Origin of the sequence: Cupriavidus sp. D384 (assembly GCF_001652915.1) — a bacterium.
Classification (GTDB): Bacteria; Pseudomonadota; Gammaproteobacteria; order Burkholderiales; family Burkholderiaceae; genus Cupriavidus.
On the sequence record NZ_BBQI01000017.1, the window covers coordinates 82,952 to 100,616 of the forward strand.

Annotated in this window: 20 protein-coding genes, 1 tRNA gene and 1 pseudogene; 11 read left to right on the forward strand and 11 right to left on the reverse strand. The window is 62.1% G+C overall.

All coding sequences use genetic code 11. The features are described 5' to 3' along the window. Positions 1–86: 86 nt before the first annotated feature. The gene (locus A9J21_RS07875; protein ID WP_156545741.1) at positions 87–539 is read left to right on the forward strand and encodes a hypothetical protein; all 453 of its coding nucleotides are present in this window, start codon (positions 87–89) and stop codon (positions 537–539) included. A gap of 16 nt (positions 540–555) precedes the next feature. Here the strand turns inward: A9J21_RS07875 and A9J21_RS07880 are convergent, their stop codons facing one another. Continuing rightward, positions 556–837 carry a YdaS family helix-turn-helix protein gene (locus A9J21_RS07880; protein WP_066733584.1) on the reverse strand — a complete coding sequence of 94 codons (282 nt, stop codon included), beginning with the start codon at positions 835–837 and terminating at the stop codon, positions 556–558. Between the two features lie 85 nt (positions 838–922). Between A9J21_RS07880 and A9J21_RS07885 the strand changes: the two genes are divergently transcribed. From A9J21_RS07885 to A9J21_RS32570, 6 genes and pseudogenes are all read left to right on the forward strand, one after another. After that, positions 923–1,402 carry a helix-turn-helix domain-containing protein gene (locus A9J21_RS07885; protein ID WP_066733586.1) on the forward strand — a complete coding sequence of 160 codons (480 nt, stop codon included), beginning with the start codon at positions 923–925 and terminating at the stop codon, positions 1,400–1,402. 222 nt (positions 1,403–1,624) lie between these two features. Continuing rightward, positions 1,625–1,903 (forward strand): hypothetical protein, encoded by a 279-nt coding sequence (locus A9J21_RS31435; RefSeq protein ID WP_156545743.1) that lies wholly within the window; start codon positions 1,625–1,627, stop codon positions 1,901–1,903. Positions 1,904–1,973: 70 nt separating this feature from the next. Next, positions 1,974–2,288 (forward strand): hypothetical protein, encoded by a 315-nt coding sequence (locus tag A9J21_RS07890; RefSeq protein ID WP_066733589.1) that lies wholly within the window; start codon positions 1,974–1,976, stop codon positions 2,286–2,288. A gap of 23 nt (positions 2,289–2,311) precedes the next feature. After that, positions 2,312–2,467, forward strand: a complete 156-nt coding sequence (locus A9J21_RS31440; protein ID WP_156545745.1) for a hypothetical protein — start codon at positions 2,312–2,314, stop codon at positions 2,465–2,467. A gap of 121 nt (positions 2,468–2,588) precedes the next feature. Next, positions 2,589–3,512, forward strand: a complete 924-nt coding sequence (locus A9J21_RS07895; protein ID WP_066733590.1) for a YqaJ viral recombinase family protein — start codon at positions 2,589–2,591, stop codon at positions 3,510–3,512. Between the two features lie 101 nt (positions 3,513–3,613). Beyond that, positions 3,614–4,696: pseudogene (locus A9J21_RS32570) on the forward strand (RecT family recombinase); the annotation flags it as partial. Positions 4,697–4,710: 14 nt separating this feature from the next. Here A9J21_RS32570 and A9J21_RS07905 read toward each other — a convergent pair. Further along, on the reverse strand, positions 4,711–5,325 hold the full coding sequence (locus A9J21_RS07905; RefSeq protein ID WP_066733592.1) for a hypothetical protein: 615 nt from the start codon (positions 5,323–5,325) through the stop codon (positions 4,711–4,713). A 32-nt stretch (positions 5,326–5,357) separates the two neighbouring features. On the opposite strand from A9J21_RS07905, the gene A9J21_RS07910 reads away from it, so the two are divergent. After that, positions 5,358–7,142 carry a DNA cytosine methyltransferase gene (locus A9J21_RS07910; protein WP_066733599.1) on the forward strand — a complete coding sequence of 595 codons (1,785 nt, stop codon included), beginning with the start codon at positions 5,358–5,360 and terminating at the stop codon, positions 7,140–7,142. 11 nt (positions 7,143–7,153) lie between these two features. On the opposite strand, the gene A9J21_RS32655 is transcribed toward A9J21_RS07910, so the two are convergent. After that, positions 7,154–7,360, reverse strand: a complete 207-nt coding sequence (locus A9J21_RS32655) for a DUF6680 family protein (RefSeq protein ID WP_404851354.1) — start codon at positions 7,358–7,360, stop codon at positions 7,154–7,156. Positions 7,361–7,668: 308 nt separating this feature from the next. After that, complete coding sequence (locus A9J21_RS31445) at positions 7,669–7,857, reverse strand: hypothetical protein (protein ID WP_156545749.1); 189 nt, start codon at positions 7,855–7,857, stop codon at positions 7,669–7,671. A gap of 124 nt (positions 7,858–7,981) precedes the next feature. Here A9J21_RS31445 and A9J21_RS07920 point away from each other — a divergent pair, with 124 nt between their 5' ends. Further along, on the forward strand, positions 7,982–8,194 hold the full coding sequence (locus A9J21_RS07920; protein WP_066733604.1) for a DUF4224 domain-containing protein: 213 nt from the start codon (positions 7,982–7,984) through the stop codon (positions 8,192–8,194). Further along, entirely contained in the window at positions 8,191–9,240 is a 1,050-nt protein-coding gene (locus A9J21_RS30810) for a tyrosine-type recombinase/integrase (protein ID WP_082926298.1), read from the forward strand. Before A9J21_RS07920 ends, A9J21_RS30810 begins: the two co-directional genes overlap by 4 nt. 22 nt (positions 9,241–9,262) lie before the next feature. Here the strand turns inward: A9J21_RS30810 and A9J21_RS07930 are convergent, their stop codons facing one another. The 7 genes from A9J21_RS07930 to A9J21_RS07965 all read right to left on the reverse strand — a co-directional run bounded on the left by A9J21_RS07930 (position 9,263) and on the right by A9J21_RS07965 (position 16,481). Next, positions 9,263–10,132: a TIR domain-containing protein gene (locus A9J21_RS07930; protein ID WP_082926299.1), complete on the reverse strand. Its 870-nt coding sequence runs from the start codon at positions 10,130–10,132 to the stop codon at positions 9,263–9,265. Between the two features lie 150 nt (positions 10,133–10,282). Beyond that, positions 10,283–10,358, reverse strand: a tRNA-His gene (locus A9J21_RS07935). 124 nt (positions 10,359–10,482) lie between these two features. Beyond that, positions 10,483–10,743, reverse strand: coding sequence for a hypothetical protein (locus A9J21_RS07940; protein ID WP_066733608.1), 261 nt, complete (start codon positions 10,741–10,743; stop codon positions 10,483–10,485). An 820-nt stretch (positions 10,744–11,563) separates the two neighbouring features. Next, the gene (gene dusA / locus A9J21_RS07945; protein WP_066733610.1) at positions 11,564–12,568 is read right to left on the reverse strand and encodes a tRNA dihydrouridine(20/20a) synthase DusA; all 1,005 of its coding nucleotides are present in this window, start codon (positions 12,566–12,568) and stop codon (positions 11,564–11,566) included. A gap of 400 nt (positions 12,569–12,968) precedes the next feature. Beyond that, positions 12,969–13,532: an NADPH-dependent FMN reductase gene (locus A9J21_RS07955; RefSeq protein WP_066733616.1), complete on the reverse strand. Its 564-nt coding sequence runs from the start codon at positions 13,530–13,532 to the stop codon at positions 12,969–12,971. A 184-nt stretch (positions 13,533–13,716) separates the two neighbouring features. Next, positions 13,717–14,796 carry an enoyl-CoA hydratase/isomerase family protein gene (locus A9J21_RS07960; protein ID WP_066733619.1) on the reverse strand — a complete coding sequence of 360 codons (1,080 nt, stop codon included), beginning with the start codon at positions 14,794–14,796 and terminating at the stop codon, positions 13,717–13,719. 116 nt (positions 14,797–14,912) lie between these two features. After that, a complete protein-coding gene (locus tag A9J21_RS07965; protein WP_066733622.1) occupies positions 14,913–16,481 on the reverse strand; it encodes a methyl-accepting chemotaxis protein in 1,569 nt (522 codons plus the stop codon). A gap of 221 nt (positions 16,482–16,702) precedes the next feature. On the opposite strand from A9J21_RS07965, the gene A9J21_RS07970 reads away from it, so the two are divergent. Beyond that, entirely contained in the window at positions 16,703–17,632 is a 930-nt protein-coding gene (locus A9J21_RS07970) for a sterol desaturase family protein (protein ID WP_066733890.1), read from the forward strand. Positions 17,633–17,665: the final 33 nt, after the last annotated feature.

Consider the following 17,665-nt stretch of genomic DNA (forward strand, 5'->3'; position numbering starts at 1 on the left):
AGCTGGTTCTTACGATGCGGGATTCAGACGATAGCTGTCGTGGTACCAGTGCAGTCTCCGATCTTCCTTTGCCCAATGGAGGCCACATGACTGAGTTGACGGTTGTTCCAGAACGATCTCGGCACATCGAACGCATGGCGCGCGGCAAGCGCTGGGGCGTATCTGCAGTCCTTAACCTCCTGCCGGCCGGGCTCGCGTACATCTGGATCGAACTTGGGTCATTCGTGGCAGGCGCGCTGTTCCTCGCCGCTACTGCTATCGGCTTTTCCGGCTCGCTTGTGCTTCTCGCGCTGACAGCGGGCACTTCGCGGCTGTGGGGTGCCGCGCCGCTTATCGATTGCGCGCTGTTCCGACCGTCCCCGCTTCTTGCCCTGGCACACGTGCTGGCCTTGGCGATCTGGGCATGGACGCTCGCCGCGCATTCGCGGCCGTACGCCGCGTTGGCATTCGGCTCGATGGCGGTAGCGTGGGCGCTGATATGGCTGATTCCAGTTTCATGGAAGCCTCCGGCGGATAATGCCAGCGGCGCCCAGCGATAGCGGCGGTCACGGAAGATCAAGTGGCCTCCTTCGTTGGTTTCGACCCCGCAGAATGAGCCCGCATACCGCTCTCGCGCAGGTATCGCCAGCGATCGGCAAGATCTGGACGCAACCGCTCGCAGGTGACGCCGGTCGCCCTCTCGATCAACGGGCAGTACTCCGCCGGGATGCCCAGCGGGCTGTTCAGCCATTTCTGAACGTGTGCCTGCTTCTTCGCGCAGAGCGCGGCGAGCTTTGACTGAGAGCCCGCGATCCGCGCCGCCTCGAGCAGCGCATCATGCGATTGGTTCTTTTCCATGCGCCCAATATATAACCATGGTTATCACGAAGTCAATAACCATGGTTCTTTGACGGGATACAACCATGGTTATATCGTGACGTCCATGAACACATTGGCCGAACGACTACGATTTGCTCGCACCGAGAGGGGCCTCTCGCAAGCTGCGCTTGCCGAAATGGTGGGCTTGTCGCAACCGATGATTCGAAAGATCGAGCTGGGCTCGGAGACATCGAAGGTCGTTGAGTTGGCCGTGGCACTGCGCGTTCGTCCCGAGTGGCTCGCCACAGGCGAAGGCGAGATGGAAAAAGGGCCACGCGTCTTCATTTCCCACTCGAGCAACGACAAGGAACTGATCAGTGCGCTCCAACGACTGCTGCAAGCGGCATCGACATTGGATGCCGAGAAGATTCATGGCGTCGCAAATATGATCGAGGCCATGCGGGGTACAGGTTCTACCGATACCCCCTCGGTTGCGGCACCGAGCCAGGTCGCCATCCGTACGATTCATCCGAATGGTGAGATTGAGGAAACATCGTTTGATGTTCCACCACCAGCTAGACGCAAAAGCGCACCCAGCAAGTAAAACCGCCAGCCCGGCGGTTTTTTTTCACCCCAAAGATTCGGAAAAGTTCGAAACTGCGGCAGACCGTCGCAGCTCTCTCATACCAGTGAAGAAGGCTCGCGAAAAATGAACTACGTGTGCATGCTCCACGCTCCACCATTGCAGGCTTGTCTTGATCGGCCAACGAAACCAATGCCGGCGCACAGCTCGGGGGCTCAGCCTACCCGCCCCTGACAGCCCGCCGTGGGAAAGGTCGTCCGTGTTGACGCGTCCCGTTGGAAAAACCATAAAGGCAAAGACGCCTGCTCAGAAAAGGGACCACCCTCACCTGCCGACGCCGCCGGGCGCGCTTCTTCCTGCTCGCCTGAAAAGCATGGCCTGCTGGCCGCGCAGCTGCTGCCCGACGGCCGACTGCAACTCCTGGTCGAAGGGTACTTTCTGACCGACCCCGTCGCAGCGATGGCCGCAGCCATCCAGCTTGCCGACTACGCCCGATCCCTTCACGAGCGCACTGAAAAATAACCCTGGTTATTGACACATAAATAACCATGGTTATATCCTGCGTCCATCGACCCACCCCGATGGATGCGACATGGACCACCACCAAGCAGCAGACCTGATCGCCGCCGACCTGCAGGTTGGCGCTGTCGAACCGTATTGCTCGGGCGAGCAAGCGCTTGAATACCTCGGCGCGATCCTGGCGGCGGGCAACACCCGCCGTCTGCCGAACGAATCCCCGGCGCAACAGTTGTCACGCGCCCATGAGCTGATGGGGGCACGGGCTCATGCGGTCTTTGACGACTTGATCCATGGCAACGCTCAACGCGTTTCCGAGGAAGAGAACGCCGCCGCACGACATGCCCGTTCCGATGCGAAGGAAAGGCTGACGGAGCGAGGCGCGGCATGAGCGCCAGCAACGGGAGGCCAGGTATGCGGCAACGTCCTGCCCTGCGCCGCGCTATCGCGCAACTGATCGTCCTTTGGCTGGCTACCACCGCCGGGCTCGGCGTGGTGTTCCTTGTCTATGCCGCCGCCACCGACGAGCCGGTGCGCGCCCATCCCACCTCGTATCGGAGGTCGGCATGAACCACTTCATCACCTGGGAGGCATGGGTTCGCGCTCAGCGCGCCGCTGGCTTCCGCCTTACCGGCCGCTGGCTCGCCAGCGGGGAACCTGAACTCGTTCGTATCCACTGAGGAATGCAAGCATGAACGCACGCAACGAATGGCTGCAGCGGCGAATGTCCGGCATAGGAGGGTCTGATGCCGCCGCCGCGCTCGGCCTCTCCCGCTTCAAGACCCAGTATCAGCTTTACCTTGAAAAGCGCGGCGAACTGGCCGCCGAGGACCTGGACGACGTCGAGCGCATCCGGTTCGGTAACTTGATGGAAGAAATCATTGCGCGCGAGTATGCGCGGCGAAATGGGATCAAGGTCCGTCGGCGCAACCAGATCATCGCGCACCCGAGATTCCCATGGATGCTCGCCAACGTGGACCGCCTGGTCGAAGGTCAACGCGTGGGCCTCGAATGCAAGAACGTCGATGCGATGGCCTTCCGGTTCGGCGAATGGGGCGAGCCTGGCACCGACGAGGTGCCGGAGGAGTATCTACTGCAGTGCCACCACTACATGGTGGTGCTGGACTATCCCGAATGGCACCTCGCCGCGTGCGTGGGCGGCAACAAGCTGAAGACGTTCATCATCGGCCGCGATCCCGAGCTTGAATCCTTGCTGATCGAGCAGGAATTGGCCTTCTGGCAACGCGTCAAGAGCGGCGAGCCGCCCGACCCGGACTACGAGCATCGCACGACAGGCGCCCTTCTCAAGCGCCTGCATCACACAGTTGGCGAAGGTGAGGTCGATCTCTCCGCGCTCGACCACTGGCATCGCGTCCGCGTGGACGCCAAGCAGGCCGTCGCCCGTTACGAAGCCGCCATCGCCGCAGCAGACAACCGCTTGCTCGAATCCATGGGCGACGCCGCCATCGGCAAGCTGCCTGACGGGACGTTCTACCGGCGCAAGGAAATCACCCGAAAGGGTTACGTGGTCGAGCCGGCGACATATATCGACTTTCGCCATGCCAAACCCACGAAGAGCAAGAAGACCGACACCACCGACCAGGACGCCGCATGACTGACCTCCAGACCGCCCTTCCCTCACCCGCGCAGCCGACCGTGCCGGATCTCAACGCCGCAGCGATGATCGTCGACGCCGCCACGATCGAATCGATCGACCGCGTGGCCCGCGTCATGATGACCGGCCGCTCGACCGTACCAAAACACCTGCAGGGCAACCAGGGCGATTGCTTCGCCGTCGTCATGCAATCGATGCAATGGGGCATGAACCCGTTCTCGGTCGCGCAGAAAACCCATCTGGTGAACGGCACGCTGGGCTACGAGGCGCAACTCGTCAACGCCGTCATCACGAACCGCGCGCCGATCAAGTCCCGGCTCCACTTCGAGTGGTTCGGAGACTGGGATCGCATCGCGGGTCGCTTCAAGGAAGTGCCGGCCCGCAACAATCCCGACGAGAAGCGCATCGTCCGCGACTGGCTGATCGAGGATGAAAAGGGGCTCGGCGTCCGGGTCTGGGCCACCTTCCGGGACGAAGACCAACCGCGCGAGCTGCGACTGCTGCTGTCGCAAGCCGGCGTCCGCAACTCGCCGCTCTGGGGGCAGGACCCAAAGCAGCAGCTCGCCTATCTCGCCGTCAAGCGATGGGCAAGGCTGTACTGCCCCGACGTGATCCTTGGCGTCTACACGGCCGACGAACTGGAATCGCCCCTGCCACAGCCGGAACGCGACATGGGCAAGGTCGAGGACGTCAGACAGCCGGACTCGACCACCGCCAGTCGCGCGAGCCGGGTCAAGGACAAGCTGCAGTCGCGGGGCGGCCAGGTGACCGACGTTCCTTCGCAGACTGCTTCGGCATCGGCTCCGGCCCCAGCCCCGGCTCTTGACGAAGTGCTAGGCGCGATCGGCGCGGCGACGAACAGCGCCGAATTGTCGGCAGCTGGACAGCTGGCCAGCCAGATGCCCGACGGTCCCGACAAGGAGCGGGCGCGCAAGGCCTATGACGAGAAACTGAAAGCGGGCAAAGCTGCCGCGGCGGGCTCACAGGCCAATGCAACAGCGTCCGCTTCCGTGCCCACCAAGGACGGCGATGTCCTCACCTACGCGCAGGTCATGGATGCATTGCATCAGGCAACAACCGTGGATGCGCTCAATCTTGCTGCTGACCTGATTCGGTATGTGCCCGATGAAGGCCAGCAGGAGGAGTTGCGGGTGGAGTTTGAGGGGTTGAGGGGGTGCCAGTGATGTCGCTCCAGACCTCAATCATCTGTTTCGCTGAGCTTAATGAATTTGCCCCCGCTCTCTTTCGCCGAGCCGAGAAACATCTTGGCGACACTCACGCCGTTCCAGTCACCTGGCTGAGGCCGATCCGATACATCCACGGCCATCAGTCGCTGAAATGCGCCGTGGGCATGGATCAGGTCCTGCCGCATTTTCACGAGCATTTCGACATGCGCGGGCGTGGGCAGCCCGAGCAAAGAGATGCCGTTGATGTCTCCCAAAACGGCTTCGAACTCTGGGCGTCCGTATGCACCCCATTCCAACTGAAGCCAGGGGATCTGCAGCTCGGTCTCGATCTTATCCAGCTTTTCGATCCACGTTATGCAGTAACGGCACGCAGCCTGGACAACGGCTGCAACCATCTCAGCCTTGTCACGCGCTTCGAGCTTTCGCAAACGGATAGCTTGGTCGAATGCAGCGTTGGCTTGCCGCTGGCCAACCTTGAATGCGCCAATGATCGCGCCGATCGAACCCAGAGCTTGAACCCAAGACGCGATCTCAGCCGAGTTGTGAGGGCGGTAGTGAAGAAAAACGGCGCTCCCAACCGCTATCGCAATCGCCGTACCCGGTATTACCCAACCATCCCTTTTCATATTGACCCCGTTTTTTTGCGGGGCATCCTAGCATGATCCGCCGCGAATACAACAGCTTCGGCATGTGCGCTGGTCTGGGTGGTGGCGCCAAGGGCTTCAAGAAAGCCGTCTCCCGCGTTGGCAACATGATCGGCACCTGGAAGTGCATCGGCGGCATCGACGTCGATCCGGCCGCTGCGCGCGACTTCGAGACATTGGTGGGCGTACCGTGCACGGTGATGGATCTCATGACCCGCGCGCAGTACACAGCCTTTCATGGTGCTGCCCCCCCGGCGGGCTGGCGCGAGGCCACGCCGAACGACATCGTACGCGCCGCTGGCCACCAGCACCCGCACTGCGTCTTCATCTCCAGCCCGTGCAAGGGCGCGTCCGGCCTGCTGCCCGAGACCCTGAGCCGCACGCCCAAGTACCAGGCCCTGAACGAGCTGACGCTGCGCTGTGTCTGGCTGATGTGCGAAGCGTGGAAGGATGACCCGGTCGAACTGATCGTCTTCGAGAACGTGCCCCGTCTGGCCACGCGCGGCCGGCACCTGCTGGACCAGATCGGCCAGATACTGCGGCACTACGGCTACGCCGTGAACGAGACGACGCACGACTGCGGCGTAATCGGCGGCCTGGCTCAAAGCCGGAAACGCTTCCTCCTGGTCGCGCGCCATACCGCGAAGGTGCCGGCCTTCCTGTACGAACCGCCCGTGCGCCGCCTGCAGGGCGTTGGTACCGTACTCGGCCGCATGCCGCTGCCTGGCGACACGGTCGGCGGCCCGATGCATCGCGTGCCGGCGCTTCAGTGGAAGACGTGGGTGCGCCTGGCTTTCGTGGAGGCCGGCAGCGACTGGCGCAGCCTGAACAAGCTGGCGGTGCAGGACGGCTACCTCAGCGATTACCTGATCCTGCCCGAGCGCCGCGGGGGCCATCTGGGTGTGGTGGACTGGTGCGAACCTGCCGGCGCCGTGGCGGGGGAGTCGCTGCCGACGAACGGCGCGTTCTCTGTGGCGGATCCGCGCGGCCCGGCCGAGGCGGCCCAGTACCAGCAGTACGGCGTGCTGCGCTGGGGCGAACCGTCCGGCGCCATCATCGGCGTGAAGTCGCCGGGCCAGGGCACGTTCAGCGTGGCGGACCCGCGCCACGCCGGGCCAGCCAAGCACAACAATGAGTATCGGATCGTCCCTTGGACCAACGCCGCGGGCGCGGTCACCAGCGCGCACGGCACTGGCCAGTGCGTGGCCGACCCGCGCCGCGACGGCCCGACGTTCGGCAAGTACGCCGTCACGCCTTGGAACGATGCCACGGGCACCGTGATCGCCGGCAGCACCACCGGTCAGGGCGCGTTTGCTGTCGCCGATCCCCGCCCCGGCATCCGGCGCGAGCGTGGCGACAACTACCTGACCGGCGGCCACTACGGCGTCGTCGGCTGGGATCAACCCAGCGGCGCGGTATCAGCAGCTGCCAGCCACGACAACGGCCGTTGGTCAGTGGCCGATCCCCGCCTTCCGGCAGCCAATGAAAAGCTGGTGGCGATCATCCGCGCGCTTGACGGCACATGGCACCGCCCATTCACCACACTGGAACTGGCCGCCCTGCAGTCGCTGATCGAGCCTGAGGAATATCTGGAACTGCACGGCCTGAGCGATCAGGCCTGGCGCGAGCGCATCGGTAATGCGGTGCCGCCGGATGCTGCGCAGGCCATCGCTGAGGTCATGGGTACCACGTTGATGCTGGCTGAGACGGGGGAGACGTTCATGCTGTCGGCGACGCCGGTGTGGGTAAGGTCGGTGGCGGTGGCGCTGACGGTGGCGCAGCAGAGCGAGGCCGCATGAAGTGCCCTGAACTATTGCGCAGGCGGTTGGCGCTGCGACTCAACCTGGGCGACATGAAGCGGGCGCTGCCCTTGAAAGACTTCCGTTGCAGCAGCCAGCAGCGCACCTTGCCGCTCTTCCAACTGTCCATGAGCAATCGGCGAATACCAACTCTTCCGAAGCTGTACTCGGTCGAATTCGTATCCCAGATCGGCTGCCATCGCGGCGAGCAGATTGATGAAAAGCTCTTCTCGGCGCGTGGCAAGCCCTTCGGCGTTTGGACGGCGGCCGCGCGCGCACGGAAGTGGTTTGGCTCAACCCGGCATGCTCGGTCGCACTCGATCGACAGCGTGCCCAGATGGAACTGATCGCGTGATTGTGACCCGCCCCCGCCCCACTAAAGCCTTGGTCATCCGCCAGCCGTGAGCCGGGCTAATCGTCAACGGCCACAAGAACATCGAGAACCGGACAAGGATGTCATGTCATCGTGGAATGGCCCGGCTGACCGCCGCCGTGCGGCACGCAGAACGGGAACTGGCATGAAACCTCAACCGTTGCCTTTCTCAAACCAGTCGGTGTTGAGCGGCCTCATTGATCCGCCATCAAGGGTTCTTCGCCGCCGAAGCGTGAAATACGCCAGTGCGCACCCTATGACGCCGAGCGCCAGGCCGACGGCGATTCCGGCGACACAGGCTGCCGTATCACATGTCGCTTCGGATTTTGTCTCTTGGTCCATTTCGGTCTCCCTGGGACTACTCGTTGAACTACGTTGTCCGCCCTCAGTATCGGCGGCCACTACGAATGATCCAAGCAGCTGCGCACAAATTCTCGAATTGACCAAGAAGCACTGGGAGCACAGTATGGCAACCCTGACGAACGAAGAACTTAAAGACATCACTGGCGGCCTGGTGCAAGGAGCGGCGCAACGCCGCTGGATTCGCAAGCAACTGGGCTTCGAGCCGCCGATGAAGGTGGATGGCCACCCCATGATCACCTGGGAGCAGGTCAACCGCGGCAAAGTGGGCAGTTCCGCCAGGCCGACGACGGGCCCCCGCTGGAGCGTGGCAGCATGAACCGTCCCCGCAAGGTGAAGGAAGGCAAGGGCCTTCTGGATCGCATGGAGGCGCGCCCGCGCAAGGACGGGCTGGTAACGTACCGGTACCGCCCGATGGGGGCCAAGCCAATCAATCTCGGGACGGACCGTCTGAAGGCCATCCAGCGCGTCCTGGACATGCTTGGCATGGGCGACAACATCGGGATGATCGGCAGGCTGTGGGAGCAGTACCGGGAGACGAGCGACTGGCGGAAGCTCTCGGACGGCACCAGGACCGACTACACCCAGTGCAGCACGCCCCTCCTGAAGGTCTTTTCCGAGACGAAGGCCAGCGAGATCCGGGCGACGGACGTGGCCCGATACCTGCGCGTCGAGCGCAAGGATGCCCCGGTGCGCGCGAACCGCGAGGTCGCTTTGCTCTCCAACCTGATCAACCTTGCTATCGAGCGAGGCGAAGCGGAGGCAAACCCGTGCCGGCAGGTTCGGCGGAACACAGAGCAGCCTCGCTCCAGGGCGCCGGATCCGGCCGCGCTGGCGGCATTCCTGCAATGGTTGTCACGGCAAGGACCGCAGCGGCGCATCATTGGCTTGGCAGCTGAGTACGCGGCCGTCGCAGGCAGCCGGAAAGTAGAGTTCTTGGACATCGTCCGCCCGCAGGTCGACCGAAAGGCGATGGTGATCCGCACCAAACGTGCCAAGCAGCGCGGTACCAAGCGAGGCGAGATCATCGAGGAGGTCGAAATCACGCCCAAGCTTCTGGACCTCCTGGACCGGATTGACGCCCTGCATCTAGCGCAGGATCGGGGAGGCTGCTTGTACCTGTTCCCGAACCGGCACGACAGCCACTACACGGCTGCCGGCTTCAAGGCGATGTGGGGAAAGATCATGAATGCGGCGCTGGCCGAAAAGGTGATCGTGGACCGCTTCACGTTCCATGACCTGCGGGCCTACTACGCGACGACGCATAAGGCTGAGCGAGGTACTCTTCCCGACCTGCACGCGAATCCAGCAATTACTGCACGAGTGTATGACCGTAACAAAGTTGTCAAGCGCAGCGCACTCTAAGAGAGTCACTGCGCCGAGTCACTCAACTCTGCGTTGCCTCATCGGGAGGGGGAGACAACAAACTTGCGGTCTGCGCCTTGACCGATTCACTCATATATTTCATGTCGCTGATCATGTCACCCATGCCCACCGGTATGGAATTGGCCATGACACTTTCAGCGAATTTGGCTACCTCCGGGGGCAGCCCAAAAATCTTTGCTAGGGCCTCCACCTCAAGTCTGCGGGCGCCATTCATTTCCATTGCGTGCGACACGAGCTGCTCGAATTTCGGCAGGAAGGAGTCCATGTGCTCATCCCGCTTCGCAGAAGCCTCTAGGCGCACGTTTTCGCGCCGCAACTGCTCGCGTGAATTACTCAGAACTTCCTCGAGGATGTCCTCAACACCACGCTTGACAGCCTTATCCGCCGGCTCAATTTCGGGAACTTCCTTGAGCTTCGATTCGAGCATTGGCCACCACACAGCAAAGATCTCTTCAAGATCGATCGCGCTGAGGGCTGAGCTACCGAGCACACTGTTGAGATTTTGCAGAATTCGAAGTACGCCGCCACGGTCCAAGGTGAGGGCTTGGAACTGCGCCAATGGGCCGGTCAATTGGCCCGGCGTCATGTCATATAGCAAAGGACAAACAAATGGCTGCTCTAGGGTCTTTGACAACGCACCGGCTTCGAAAACGAGCCACGGATTGGATTGGTTTTCGGGCGTGACGCATAGAATGCCAACCTTTGCATCCGCGAGTTGACCCGAAACATCGATCAGCCAACGCGACCCTGCGGCAATGTCCTCATCGGACATCCACGGCTTTAGCGATTGGATCACACGAGGCAACCAACCCCTGAGAGTTTCCGCGACAAACCTGCTGCGCGGACCTGACCAGCTAAGAAAGACTTTCATCTATCGCGCCCCTTCTCAAAGTTGGTCTAAACCAAGCGGCCGAACGCATCATATTCCCACGGTGGGAATATTGAGAGAACTATGACACCAATCAGATCCACATGGCAAAACAGCCGCTTGAGTAAGCGGCTGTTTCGTAAGGGAATTCTTTGGGGTGGCTGATGGGACTCGAACCCACGACGACAGGAATCACAATCCTGGACTCTACCAACTGAGCTACAGCCACCGTAGAGATTTTTCGCTGACCGACGTGTCGATCAGCGAAGAACAAGACTATACAAGGATTCTCGATCGATGGCTAGTATCCCGCACAAAAAAATTTAAGTTCGCGGATGGGCTGCTTCGTGACTTCATCGCGGGCCCACCCACTTGGCTTCCAGAAGCACTGCTTCCTTGATGGCGGCGATGGTATCCGCCTCGCTAGGAAAAAGTCCAAGCAAGCGCTTCGACTTGCCGTTCAGGACATCTCGCTGCAGCGCCTTGCCTGCGTCGATGGATGTGCCTGGGTGCCAGCAATAGCGCGCAGTCCATTTGCCGTCCTGCAGTTGCTCGGCCACCCAGATCACCCGGTAGTCCTCGAAGACTTCACCGAATGGTTCTTCTGCTTCCATTTCATTTCCTTCAGGGCCCGCTTCCGCTTCCCTGGCGCTCGACAATCCCCGTTGCGCCAATTGGATCGGCCAGCCCGCCTGCTTTTCCCCCACTTGAAACCGTAACGATAAAGATACGGTTCGCGTTCCACGCCGACTGTCGCGGCATTTTTGGCGCATCGTAACATGACCTAGCCGCCGCACGGCAGCTGGATGGCTTAACAATAGCCACAGTTTCCACTATCGGCATATCCGCCAAAAAGCGGAGCCCCTGCCCCACCAATGCAGGGTTCTGCCGGAAATAATGCTGTTGGATACTCTTCCCCGAGGGACATTGACCCCCTCGACATTCCCGACAGGCGATCACTCCCGACGAGCATCGCCTGCTTTTTTTTCGGCGCCCGCAACGCGCTTCTGCTCAAGCCGGTCAGCGGAAAGCAATGGACGAAAAAAAAGAGCCCGCTCACGAGCGGACTCTTAAATTAGCGATCTCAATGCCCTGAAGGCATGTTCAATGTAGTCCTCGAAGACGCAGTGCACTATCCGGGCAAACCCACGGGTACTGTGGCAGCAACGAGACGGCAAAGAAAAAAAGCCCGCACACGGCGGGCTCAAAAATCAGTTGAAGAAAGCCCTGTATTCGAGGGCAGGCACAGTGTAAGAACTTGCCGCAGAACTGGCGAATTAGGGGAATCCCTTTGCGCATGCGGGTTTCCAGCCACCCAACCGCCGCAAACCCCCTTGGGGCATACATTTGCCGCGTCCTGCATAGAACGATCGTTCGGAATTAGAGTTTTTCCTCCAGCCCGTCTCGCGTACGGTCGTCACGCATGCCGGGCCTTCAGGCGGCCTCGAGCAGATCCGGACGCAGATGCGAGCGCGCTTCCTCGAACAGCACATCCACATCGGCGCGGGTACGGGCGGCGTTCATGCGGCGCGCATCAGACAGCACCCGGCGCCAGCCGCGTCCGCCATAGACGCCGCGATGGAGGCCCAGCATGTGACGGGTGGCAGACCCCATATAACCGCCCTGCTCCACCAGTTGGCCGATATAGGCCTGCATGATCAGCTCCACGTCCTCACGCGATGGAACCGGCGTCTCGGCGCCGTAGAAACGGCTGTCCATCTCCGAGAGGATATAAGGATCGTGGTAAGCCTGGCGGCCGATCATTACCCCGTCCACGTGGCGCAAATGCTCCTCCATTTCGCCGTACGAAACAATGCCGCCATTAATTAGGATTTCCAGGTTCGGGAATTCCTTTTTCAGTTGATAGGCGACTTCATAACGCAACGGCGGAATTTCGCGATTTTCCTTTGGGCTCAGGCCTTTCAGGATGGCATTCCGGGCGTGAACGATAAAGGTTTCACAGCCCGCCTCGGCAATGGTGCCAACAAAATCGCGCACAAAATCATAATGCTCGACTGTATCGATGCCGATCCGATGCTTTACCGTCACCGGCACCGACACCACGTCGCGCATGGCCTTGACGCAATCGGCAACCAGTTGCGGCTCGGCCATCAGGCATGCACCGAACGCCCCGCGCTGCACGCGCTCGGAGGGGCAACCGCAGTTAAGGTTGATTTCCTTGTAGCCCCACTGCTCGCCCAGCTTGGCCGCCTGTGCGAGATCGGCAGGCTCGCTACCGCCCAGTTGCAACGCCACCGGCTGCTCGACGGCGTCGAAATCCAGATGCCGCGCCACATCACCATGCAGCAACGCGCCCGTCGTCACCATCTCGGTATAAAGCCAGGTGTGCTGGCTCAGCGAGCGATGAAACGTGCGGCAGTGGCGATCGGTCCAGTCCATCATCGGGGCAACCGAGATGCGGCGCGGATTTGCAGTCATGGGTATGGCTTCGAGGGAACGTCCGGTACGGCGTTCAGGGCCGCGGACTGAGGAAGACCCGCAAGTATACGCGAGATACCGGCCTTGAGCAGGGTCGCGAATGGGGCACATCGACTGGGCGGGATTCTGCCAGAAAAACGTCAGTAAAAAGCGGCGCCCGCAGGCGCCGCTTTTCATGTTGGGCGACATGCACTCAGTGCATGAACAGCCAGATCAGGATCAGGACGAAGGCCGGTACGCCGAGCAGCCACGCGAGAATGTAGGGCATGATGTTTCCTCCTTGTCTATGTCTGCGAACATGGCTTCACTATAGAAAGGAGGGGGCGCCGGCGGTGTCGGGTCCCGCCCGCTTTGCCTTGTAGGACGGGGCTTACCGGCATTTGAAGCGGCCGGGTCTCCGTCAGCGGGCAGCGGCGTTGCGGTCGATCCAGGCGGCAAAGGTCGTCAGGTACTTGCTCAGGAAGCCCCGGGTCGAATCGTTGCTGATACCGCCCTGTTCGTCGAACAGCTTGTCCACCGCGCTGATGTACGCCTCCGGCTGCTGCAGCACCGGAATATTCAGGAACACCAGCGACTGGCGCAGATGATGGTTGGCGCCAAACCCGCCGATATTGCCCGGCGATGCGCTGATCACGCCGCCCGGCTTGCCGTCCCATGCGCTTTGCCCATAAGGGCGCGACCCCACGTCAATGGCGTTTTTCAGCACACCCGGCACGGAACGGTTGTATTCGGGGGTGACGAACAGAACCGCATCGGCTCGGCGGATCCGGTCGCGGAAGGCAACCCACTCCGATGGCGGATTGGCATCGTCGTCCTGGTTGTAATGGGACAGCTGGCGGATCTCGACGATATCGAGCTTTAGCTGCGGCGGCGCAAGCGCGGCCAGGGCCTTGGCCAGTTTCAGGTTCAGGGATTCCTTGCGCAGGCTTCCCACCAGTACGGCGACATCACGAGGATTGCTCATTACGGTTCCTTTCACTGTTCACACACGATCGAAGTGAAGCGAAGGCCGGCCCCGGCTGCGGGGCCAGTCCTGCCGACACTCTACTCGACTTGCATGACGACTGCCCGCCACCGCTGCCGCCCACGCCATCAGCGCTTTGGCGCGAATGGCGCAGTTGTCGCAGTTGTCGCAATTGGCGAAACGACTATCCCAGCGACGCCAGCGGATGCTCCTCGCGCCGCCATTTGCTATCGAAGAACGCACGCACGCGACCGGGCGTCACTTCATCCAGCCGGGCCGGATTCCATTTCGGCTCGTGGTCCTTGTCGATGACCAGTGCGCGGATGCCTTCGATACCGTCGCCGTGACGGAACACGTCGTACATCATGTCGAGTTCCATGCGCAGTTCGTCCTCCAGAGACATCGTGCGCGCGCGGCGGATCTGTTCCAGCGTGACGCAGAGCATCAGCGGCGACCGGCTGCGCAGCGTGGCGGCGGTCTGTGCCGCCCAGTCGCCGGCCGTATCGCTGATGGCGGTGAGAATGTCCTGCGCCGTCGCACCGGCAAACAGCGTATCGATGGCTTCGGCATGCTGCGCCAGCTGGCTGGCCTGCGGCGCGCACGCGGTTGCGTGCTGATCCGTGAAGGTGGCGATATGCGCCAGCACTGCGTCGGCGCTGTCGAACGCATGCGCCTGAAGCGATGCCGCCAGTTCCGCCATCACATTGGCCGGCAGATAGGCATCGGCAAGCTTCGCGTACAGCGCATCGGCGGCATGAATCACCACGCCGGTCAGGCCCAGGTACTCGCCGATGTGTCCCGGCGTGCGCGCCAGGAACCAGCCGCCACCCACGTCCGGGAACAGGCCGATGTTCGTTTCCGGCATGGCCATCTTGGTGCGGTCGGTGACAATGCGCAGCCGCGCACCCTGCGAGATGCCCATGCCGCCGCCCATCACCACGCCGTCCATCAGGGCGATGTAGGGCTTGCTGTAGCGGTGGATCAGATGATTGAGCGCGTACTCCTCGACAAAGAACTGGTCGAGCAGCGGGTCGTTGGCGTGGTACGCCTGATGGAACCAGCGGATGTCACCGCCCGCGCAGAACGCCTTGCCGCCCGCGCCGGCCACCACCACCGCGTGCACGGCAGCGTCAGACTCCCACTGCTGCAGCGCGGCCGTGATCGCGCGAATCATGTCGAGCGACAATGCGTTCAGGGCCTGCGGGCGGGTCAGCGTCAGATAGGCTACGCCGCCCTGCACCGCTGTTGATACAAACTCCGTCATTTCTGTCTCCGTTCCAGTAGGCGGCAATTTTACGCCACCTACCTTGCCCGGATTCGATGACGACGCCGTTTCAGAATCGGCTCATCGTCTGTCAGACAAGCCGCCGGCCTCGCCGATCAGGCCAGCCGGAAGGCCGACATCAGGCCTGTCAGGCGCTGCGCCTGGTCTTCGAGCGACCCGGCGGCGGCGGCGGCTTCCTCCACCAGCGCCGCGTTCTGCTGCGTCATGCCGTCCATATGCGAGACCGCCACGTTCACCTGCTCGATGCCGCGCGACTGCTCGTCCGACGCCGCGCTGATGCCGCCGACGATATCGCTCACACGCCGCACCGCGTTGACGATGTCCTGCATCGCGCGCTCCGCATCGTCCACCAGCGACGTGCCTTCGCGCACATTCGACACCGAGGTGCCAATCAGCGTGCGGATTTCCTTCGACGCCGCCGCGCAGCGCTGCGACAAATCGCGCACATCGCCGGCCACCACCGCGAAGCCACGTCCGTGCTCGCCCGCACGCGCGGCCTCCACGGCCGCATTCAGCGCCAGGATATTGGTCTGGAAGGCAATTTTCTCGATCACCTCGATGATGTCCACCACCTTGTTGGCCCCGGTGTCGATCTGCTGCATCGTGCTTTGCACGCGCGACACGGCCTGGCTGCCGGTCTCCGCCAACCGGCGGGCATCCACGGCCAGCGTGCTGGCCTCGCGGGCGCTGTCCGCGTTGTGGCGCACGGTGCTGGTCAGTTCCTCCATGCTCGAAGCGGTCTCTTCGAGCGAGGCGGCCTGCTGCTCGGTACGCTGCGACAGGTTGGCGTTGCCGCTGGCAATCTGCTGGCTGGCCGCAGCAATCGAATCGGCGCCGCTGCGCACCTCGCCCACCATCTCGGCCAGGCGCCCCTGCATGCGGCCAAGCATGCCGAGCATGCGGCTGGTTTCGCTTTTTGCATGCTCGTCGGCCGTTGCATCGCCATCTCGCATAGCCGAAATACTAAGATCGCCGTCAGCCATACGCGCGAAGCGGCCAATGGCAATATCCAGCGGATCCACGATCGACGCACGCAGCCGCCAGGCCACCACGGTGCTGAACACCAGGCCAAGCCCCAGCACGGCAATGGACACGGTTAGCAGCCGGTCGTAGCGATGTTGCGAATTTTCGTAGACGGCCTTGGCGCTTTCCACCTGCAGGCGACCCAGTTCCGTATTGACGGCGGTGAACTGGATATCGAGTTTCGGAATCGTCTCCATGACGGCCTTCATCATTGCGTCGCGATTGCCGGCGTCAAGGGCGGCAATCATCGGCCTCACGCCTTCCTGGAACAGGGCGCGGCGTTTCTCCGACACATTCTCGGTGGCGCGAGTCTGCTCGTCGGTGCGCGGAATCGCCAGATACGACTGCCAGGCGGCATCGGACTGGCGCGCAAAGTCCTGCGCCGTGGCCGCACGAGCCTTGGCATCGGCGGCTTCGGTCGCAAAGGCTGCCTGGTCCAGCAGCACACGCACCAGCAACTGATTCGAACGCGCTTCGGCCAGATGGGTGGCGGCCGACAATTGCTGCTGGTAGATCTGGCGCGTGGCGTCATTGCTACGCGACATGCCGATCCAACCAACGGCACCGACAATCAACAGCAATAGGTTTGTGACAATCGTCAGGAGCCACAAACGGGCGCCAATCGTAGTGTTGCGAAACATGGGGCAGATCTCTCCGTGTTAGGAACGCGGCCACTCCTCCATGGCCGTCGCCCCAATGACGGCATTGCCGAGGCCGACTTGATTGCCTTGCGGTGATAGTCAGTCCTTCATTTTTGTGATGGACCGCAAGACGTTAAGCAGGCGCCACTTGACGAGCGTATGGAGGAAATCCTCAGTGCGAATCTGGCGGAAATATGCACACTTGCGCCATGACAACGCCCATGACATCCAGCGTCCCCGCCACCCAGGGTTTCGACCCCGGCCTGATCCTGATGGCCTTTGCCCCGGTCTTCGTGCTGACGATTGGCTGGGAAGCCTGGTACTGGTCGAAGCGCGACCGCTCGATCTACAGCTGGCGCGACACGCTGTCGAATGCCACGCTGGCGCTGATGCACCAGGCATCGGACGCCTTCTTTCTCTGGCTGATGATCCGTACGGTCTACACGTGGTGCTACGCGCATGGCCTGCGCGCCGTGCCGGAGACATGGTGGTCGTTTGCGCTGCTGTTGCTGCTGCAGGACTTTCTTTATTACTGGTTCCATCGCGCGAGCCATCGGGTGCGCTGGATGTGGGCATCGCACGTGGCCCATCACTCGTCGGAAGGCATGAATTTCTCGACAGCGTTCCGGCAGAGCCTGACCTACCCGGTCTCGGGCATGTGGATTTTCTGGATTCCGCTGGCCTTCATCGGATTTTCGCCAGACTGGGTGATCCTGGCCGTGGGGCTCAACCTGGCGTTCCAGTTCTTCGTCCATACGCGGCTGGGGCAGCGCTGGCCGATCATTGAAAAGCTCGTCAATACGCCGAGCGTGCACCGCGTGCATCACGCCAGGAATCCGCAGTACATCGACCGCAACTATGCTGGCGTGCTGACCGTCTGGGACCACATGTTCGGCACGTTCGTGCCCGAGCAGGAGGCGCCGCAATATGGCATCACGCGCCAGGTCCGCACGCACAATCCGCTGACGCTGACGTTCCACGAATGGCGCGACATGCTCGCCGATGTCTGGCGCGAGCGGGATCTGCGCTACCTCTGGAAGCCGCCGGAGTGGCGCAGTGAACGTGCCGCTGCCGCAGATCCGGGCACGGCCGTGCTCTCGCCGCCCCCCTCTCCCGCAGGCGGGGCCGCAGAGCAAACCAGCGGCACATAAAAAAACCGCGCCACATGGGCGCGGTTTTCGCTT

What these genes read in the sequence shown, in the direction of transcription:
- A9J21_RS30810 (WP_082926298.1), top strand. Translation starts at nt 8,191, where the DNA reads ATGAACCGTCCCCGCAAGGTGAAGGAAGGCAAGGGCCTTCTGGATCGC.
- A9J21_RS07960 (WP_066733619.1), bottom strand. Translation starts at nt 14,796, where the DNA reads ATGACGGAGTTTGTATCAACAGCGGTGCAGGGCGGCGTAGCCTATCTG.
- A9J21_RS07890 (WP_066733589.1), top strand. Translation starts at nt 1,974, where the DNA reads ATGGACCACCACCAAGCAGCAGACCTGATCGCCGCCGACCTGCAGGTT.
- A9J21_RS07970 (WP_066733890.1), top strand. Translation starts at nt 16,703, where the DNA reads ATGACATCCAGCGTCCCCGCCACCCAGGGTTTCGACCCCGGCCTGATC.
- dusA (WP_066733610.1), bottom strand. Translation starts at nt 12,568, where the DNA reads ATGACTGCAAATCCGCGCCGCATCTCGGTTGCCCCGATGATGGACTGG.
- A9J21_RS07910 (WP_066733599.1), top strand. Translation starts at nt 5,358, where the DNA reads ATGATCCGCCGCGAATACAACAGCTTCGGCATGTGCGCTGGTCTGGGT.
- A9J21_RS07920 (WP_066733604.1), top strand. Translation starts at nt 7,982, where the DNA reads ATGGCAACCCTGACGAACGAAGAACTTAAAGACATCACTGGCGGCCTG.
- A9J21_RS07875 (WP_156545741.1), top strand. Translation starts at nt 87, where the DNA reads ATGACTGAGTTGACGGTTGTTCCAGAACGATCTCGGCACATCGAACGC.
- A9J21_RS07895 (WP_066733590.1), top strand. Translation starts at nt 2,589, where the DNA reads ATGAACGCACGCAACGAATGGCTGCAGCGGCGAATGTCCGGCATAGGA.
- A9J21_RS07955 (WP_066733616.1), bottom strand. Translation starts at nt 13,532, where the DNA reads ATGAGCAATCCTCGTGATGTCGCCGTACTGGTGGGAAGCCTGCGCAAG.
- A9J21_RS07940 (WP_066733608.1), bottom strand. Translation starts at nt 10,743, where the DNA reads ATGGAAGCAGAAGAACCATTCGGTGAAGTCTTCGAGGACTACCGGGTG.
- A9J21_RS31440 (WP_156545745.1), top strand. Translation starts at nt 2,312, where the DNA reads ATGCGGCAACGTCCTGCCCTGCGCCGCGCTATCGCGCAACTGATCGTC.
- A9J21_RS07880 (WP_066733584.1), bottom strand. Translation starts at nt 837, where the DNA reads ATGGAAAAGAACCAATCGCATGATGCGCTGCTCGAGGCGGCGCGGATC.
- A9J21_RS07965 (WP_066733622.1), bottom strand. Translation starts at nt 16,481, where the DNA reads ATGTTTCGCAACACTACGATTGGCGCCCGTTTGTGGCTCCTGACGATT.
- A9J21_RS31445 (WP_156545749.1), bottom strand. Translation starts at nt 7,857, where the DNA reads ATGGACCAAGAGACAAAATCCGAAGCGACATGTGATACGGCAGCCTGT.
- A9J21_RS07930 (WP_082926299.1), bottom strand. Translation starts at nt 10,132, where the DNA reads ATGAAAGTCTTTCTTAGCTGGTCAGGTCCGCGCAGCAGGTTTGTCGCG.
- A9J21_RS07885 (WP_066733586.1), top strand. Translation starts at nt 923, where the DNA reads ATGAACACATTGGCCGAACGACTACGATTTGCTCGCACCGAGAGGGGC.
- A9J21_RS07905 (WP_066733592.1), bottom strand. Translation starts at nt 5,325, where the DNA reads ATGAAAAGGGATGGTTGGGTAATACCGGGTACGGCGATTGCGATAGCG.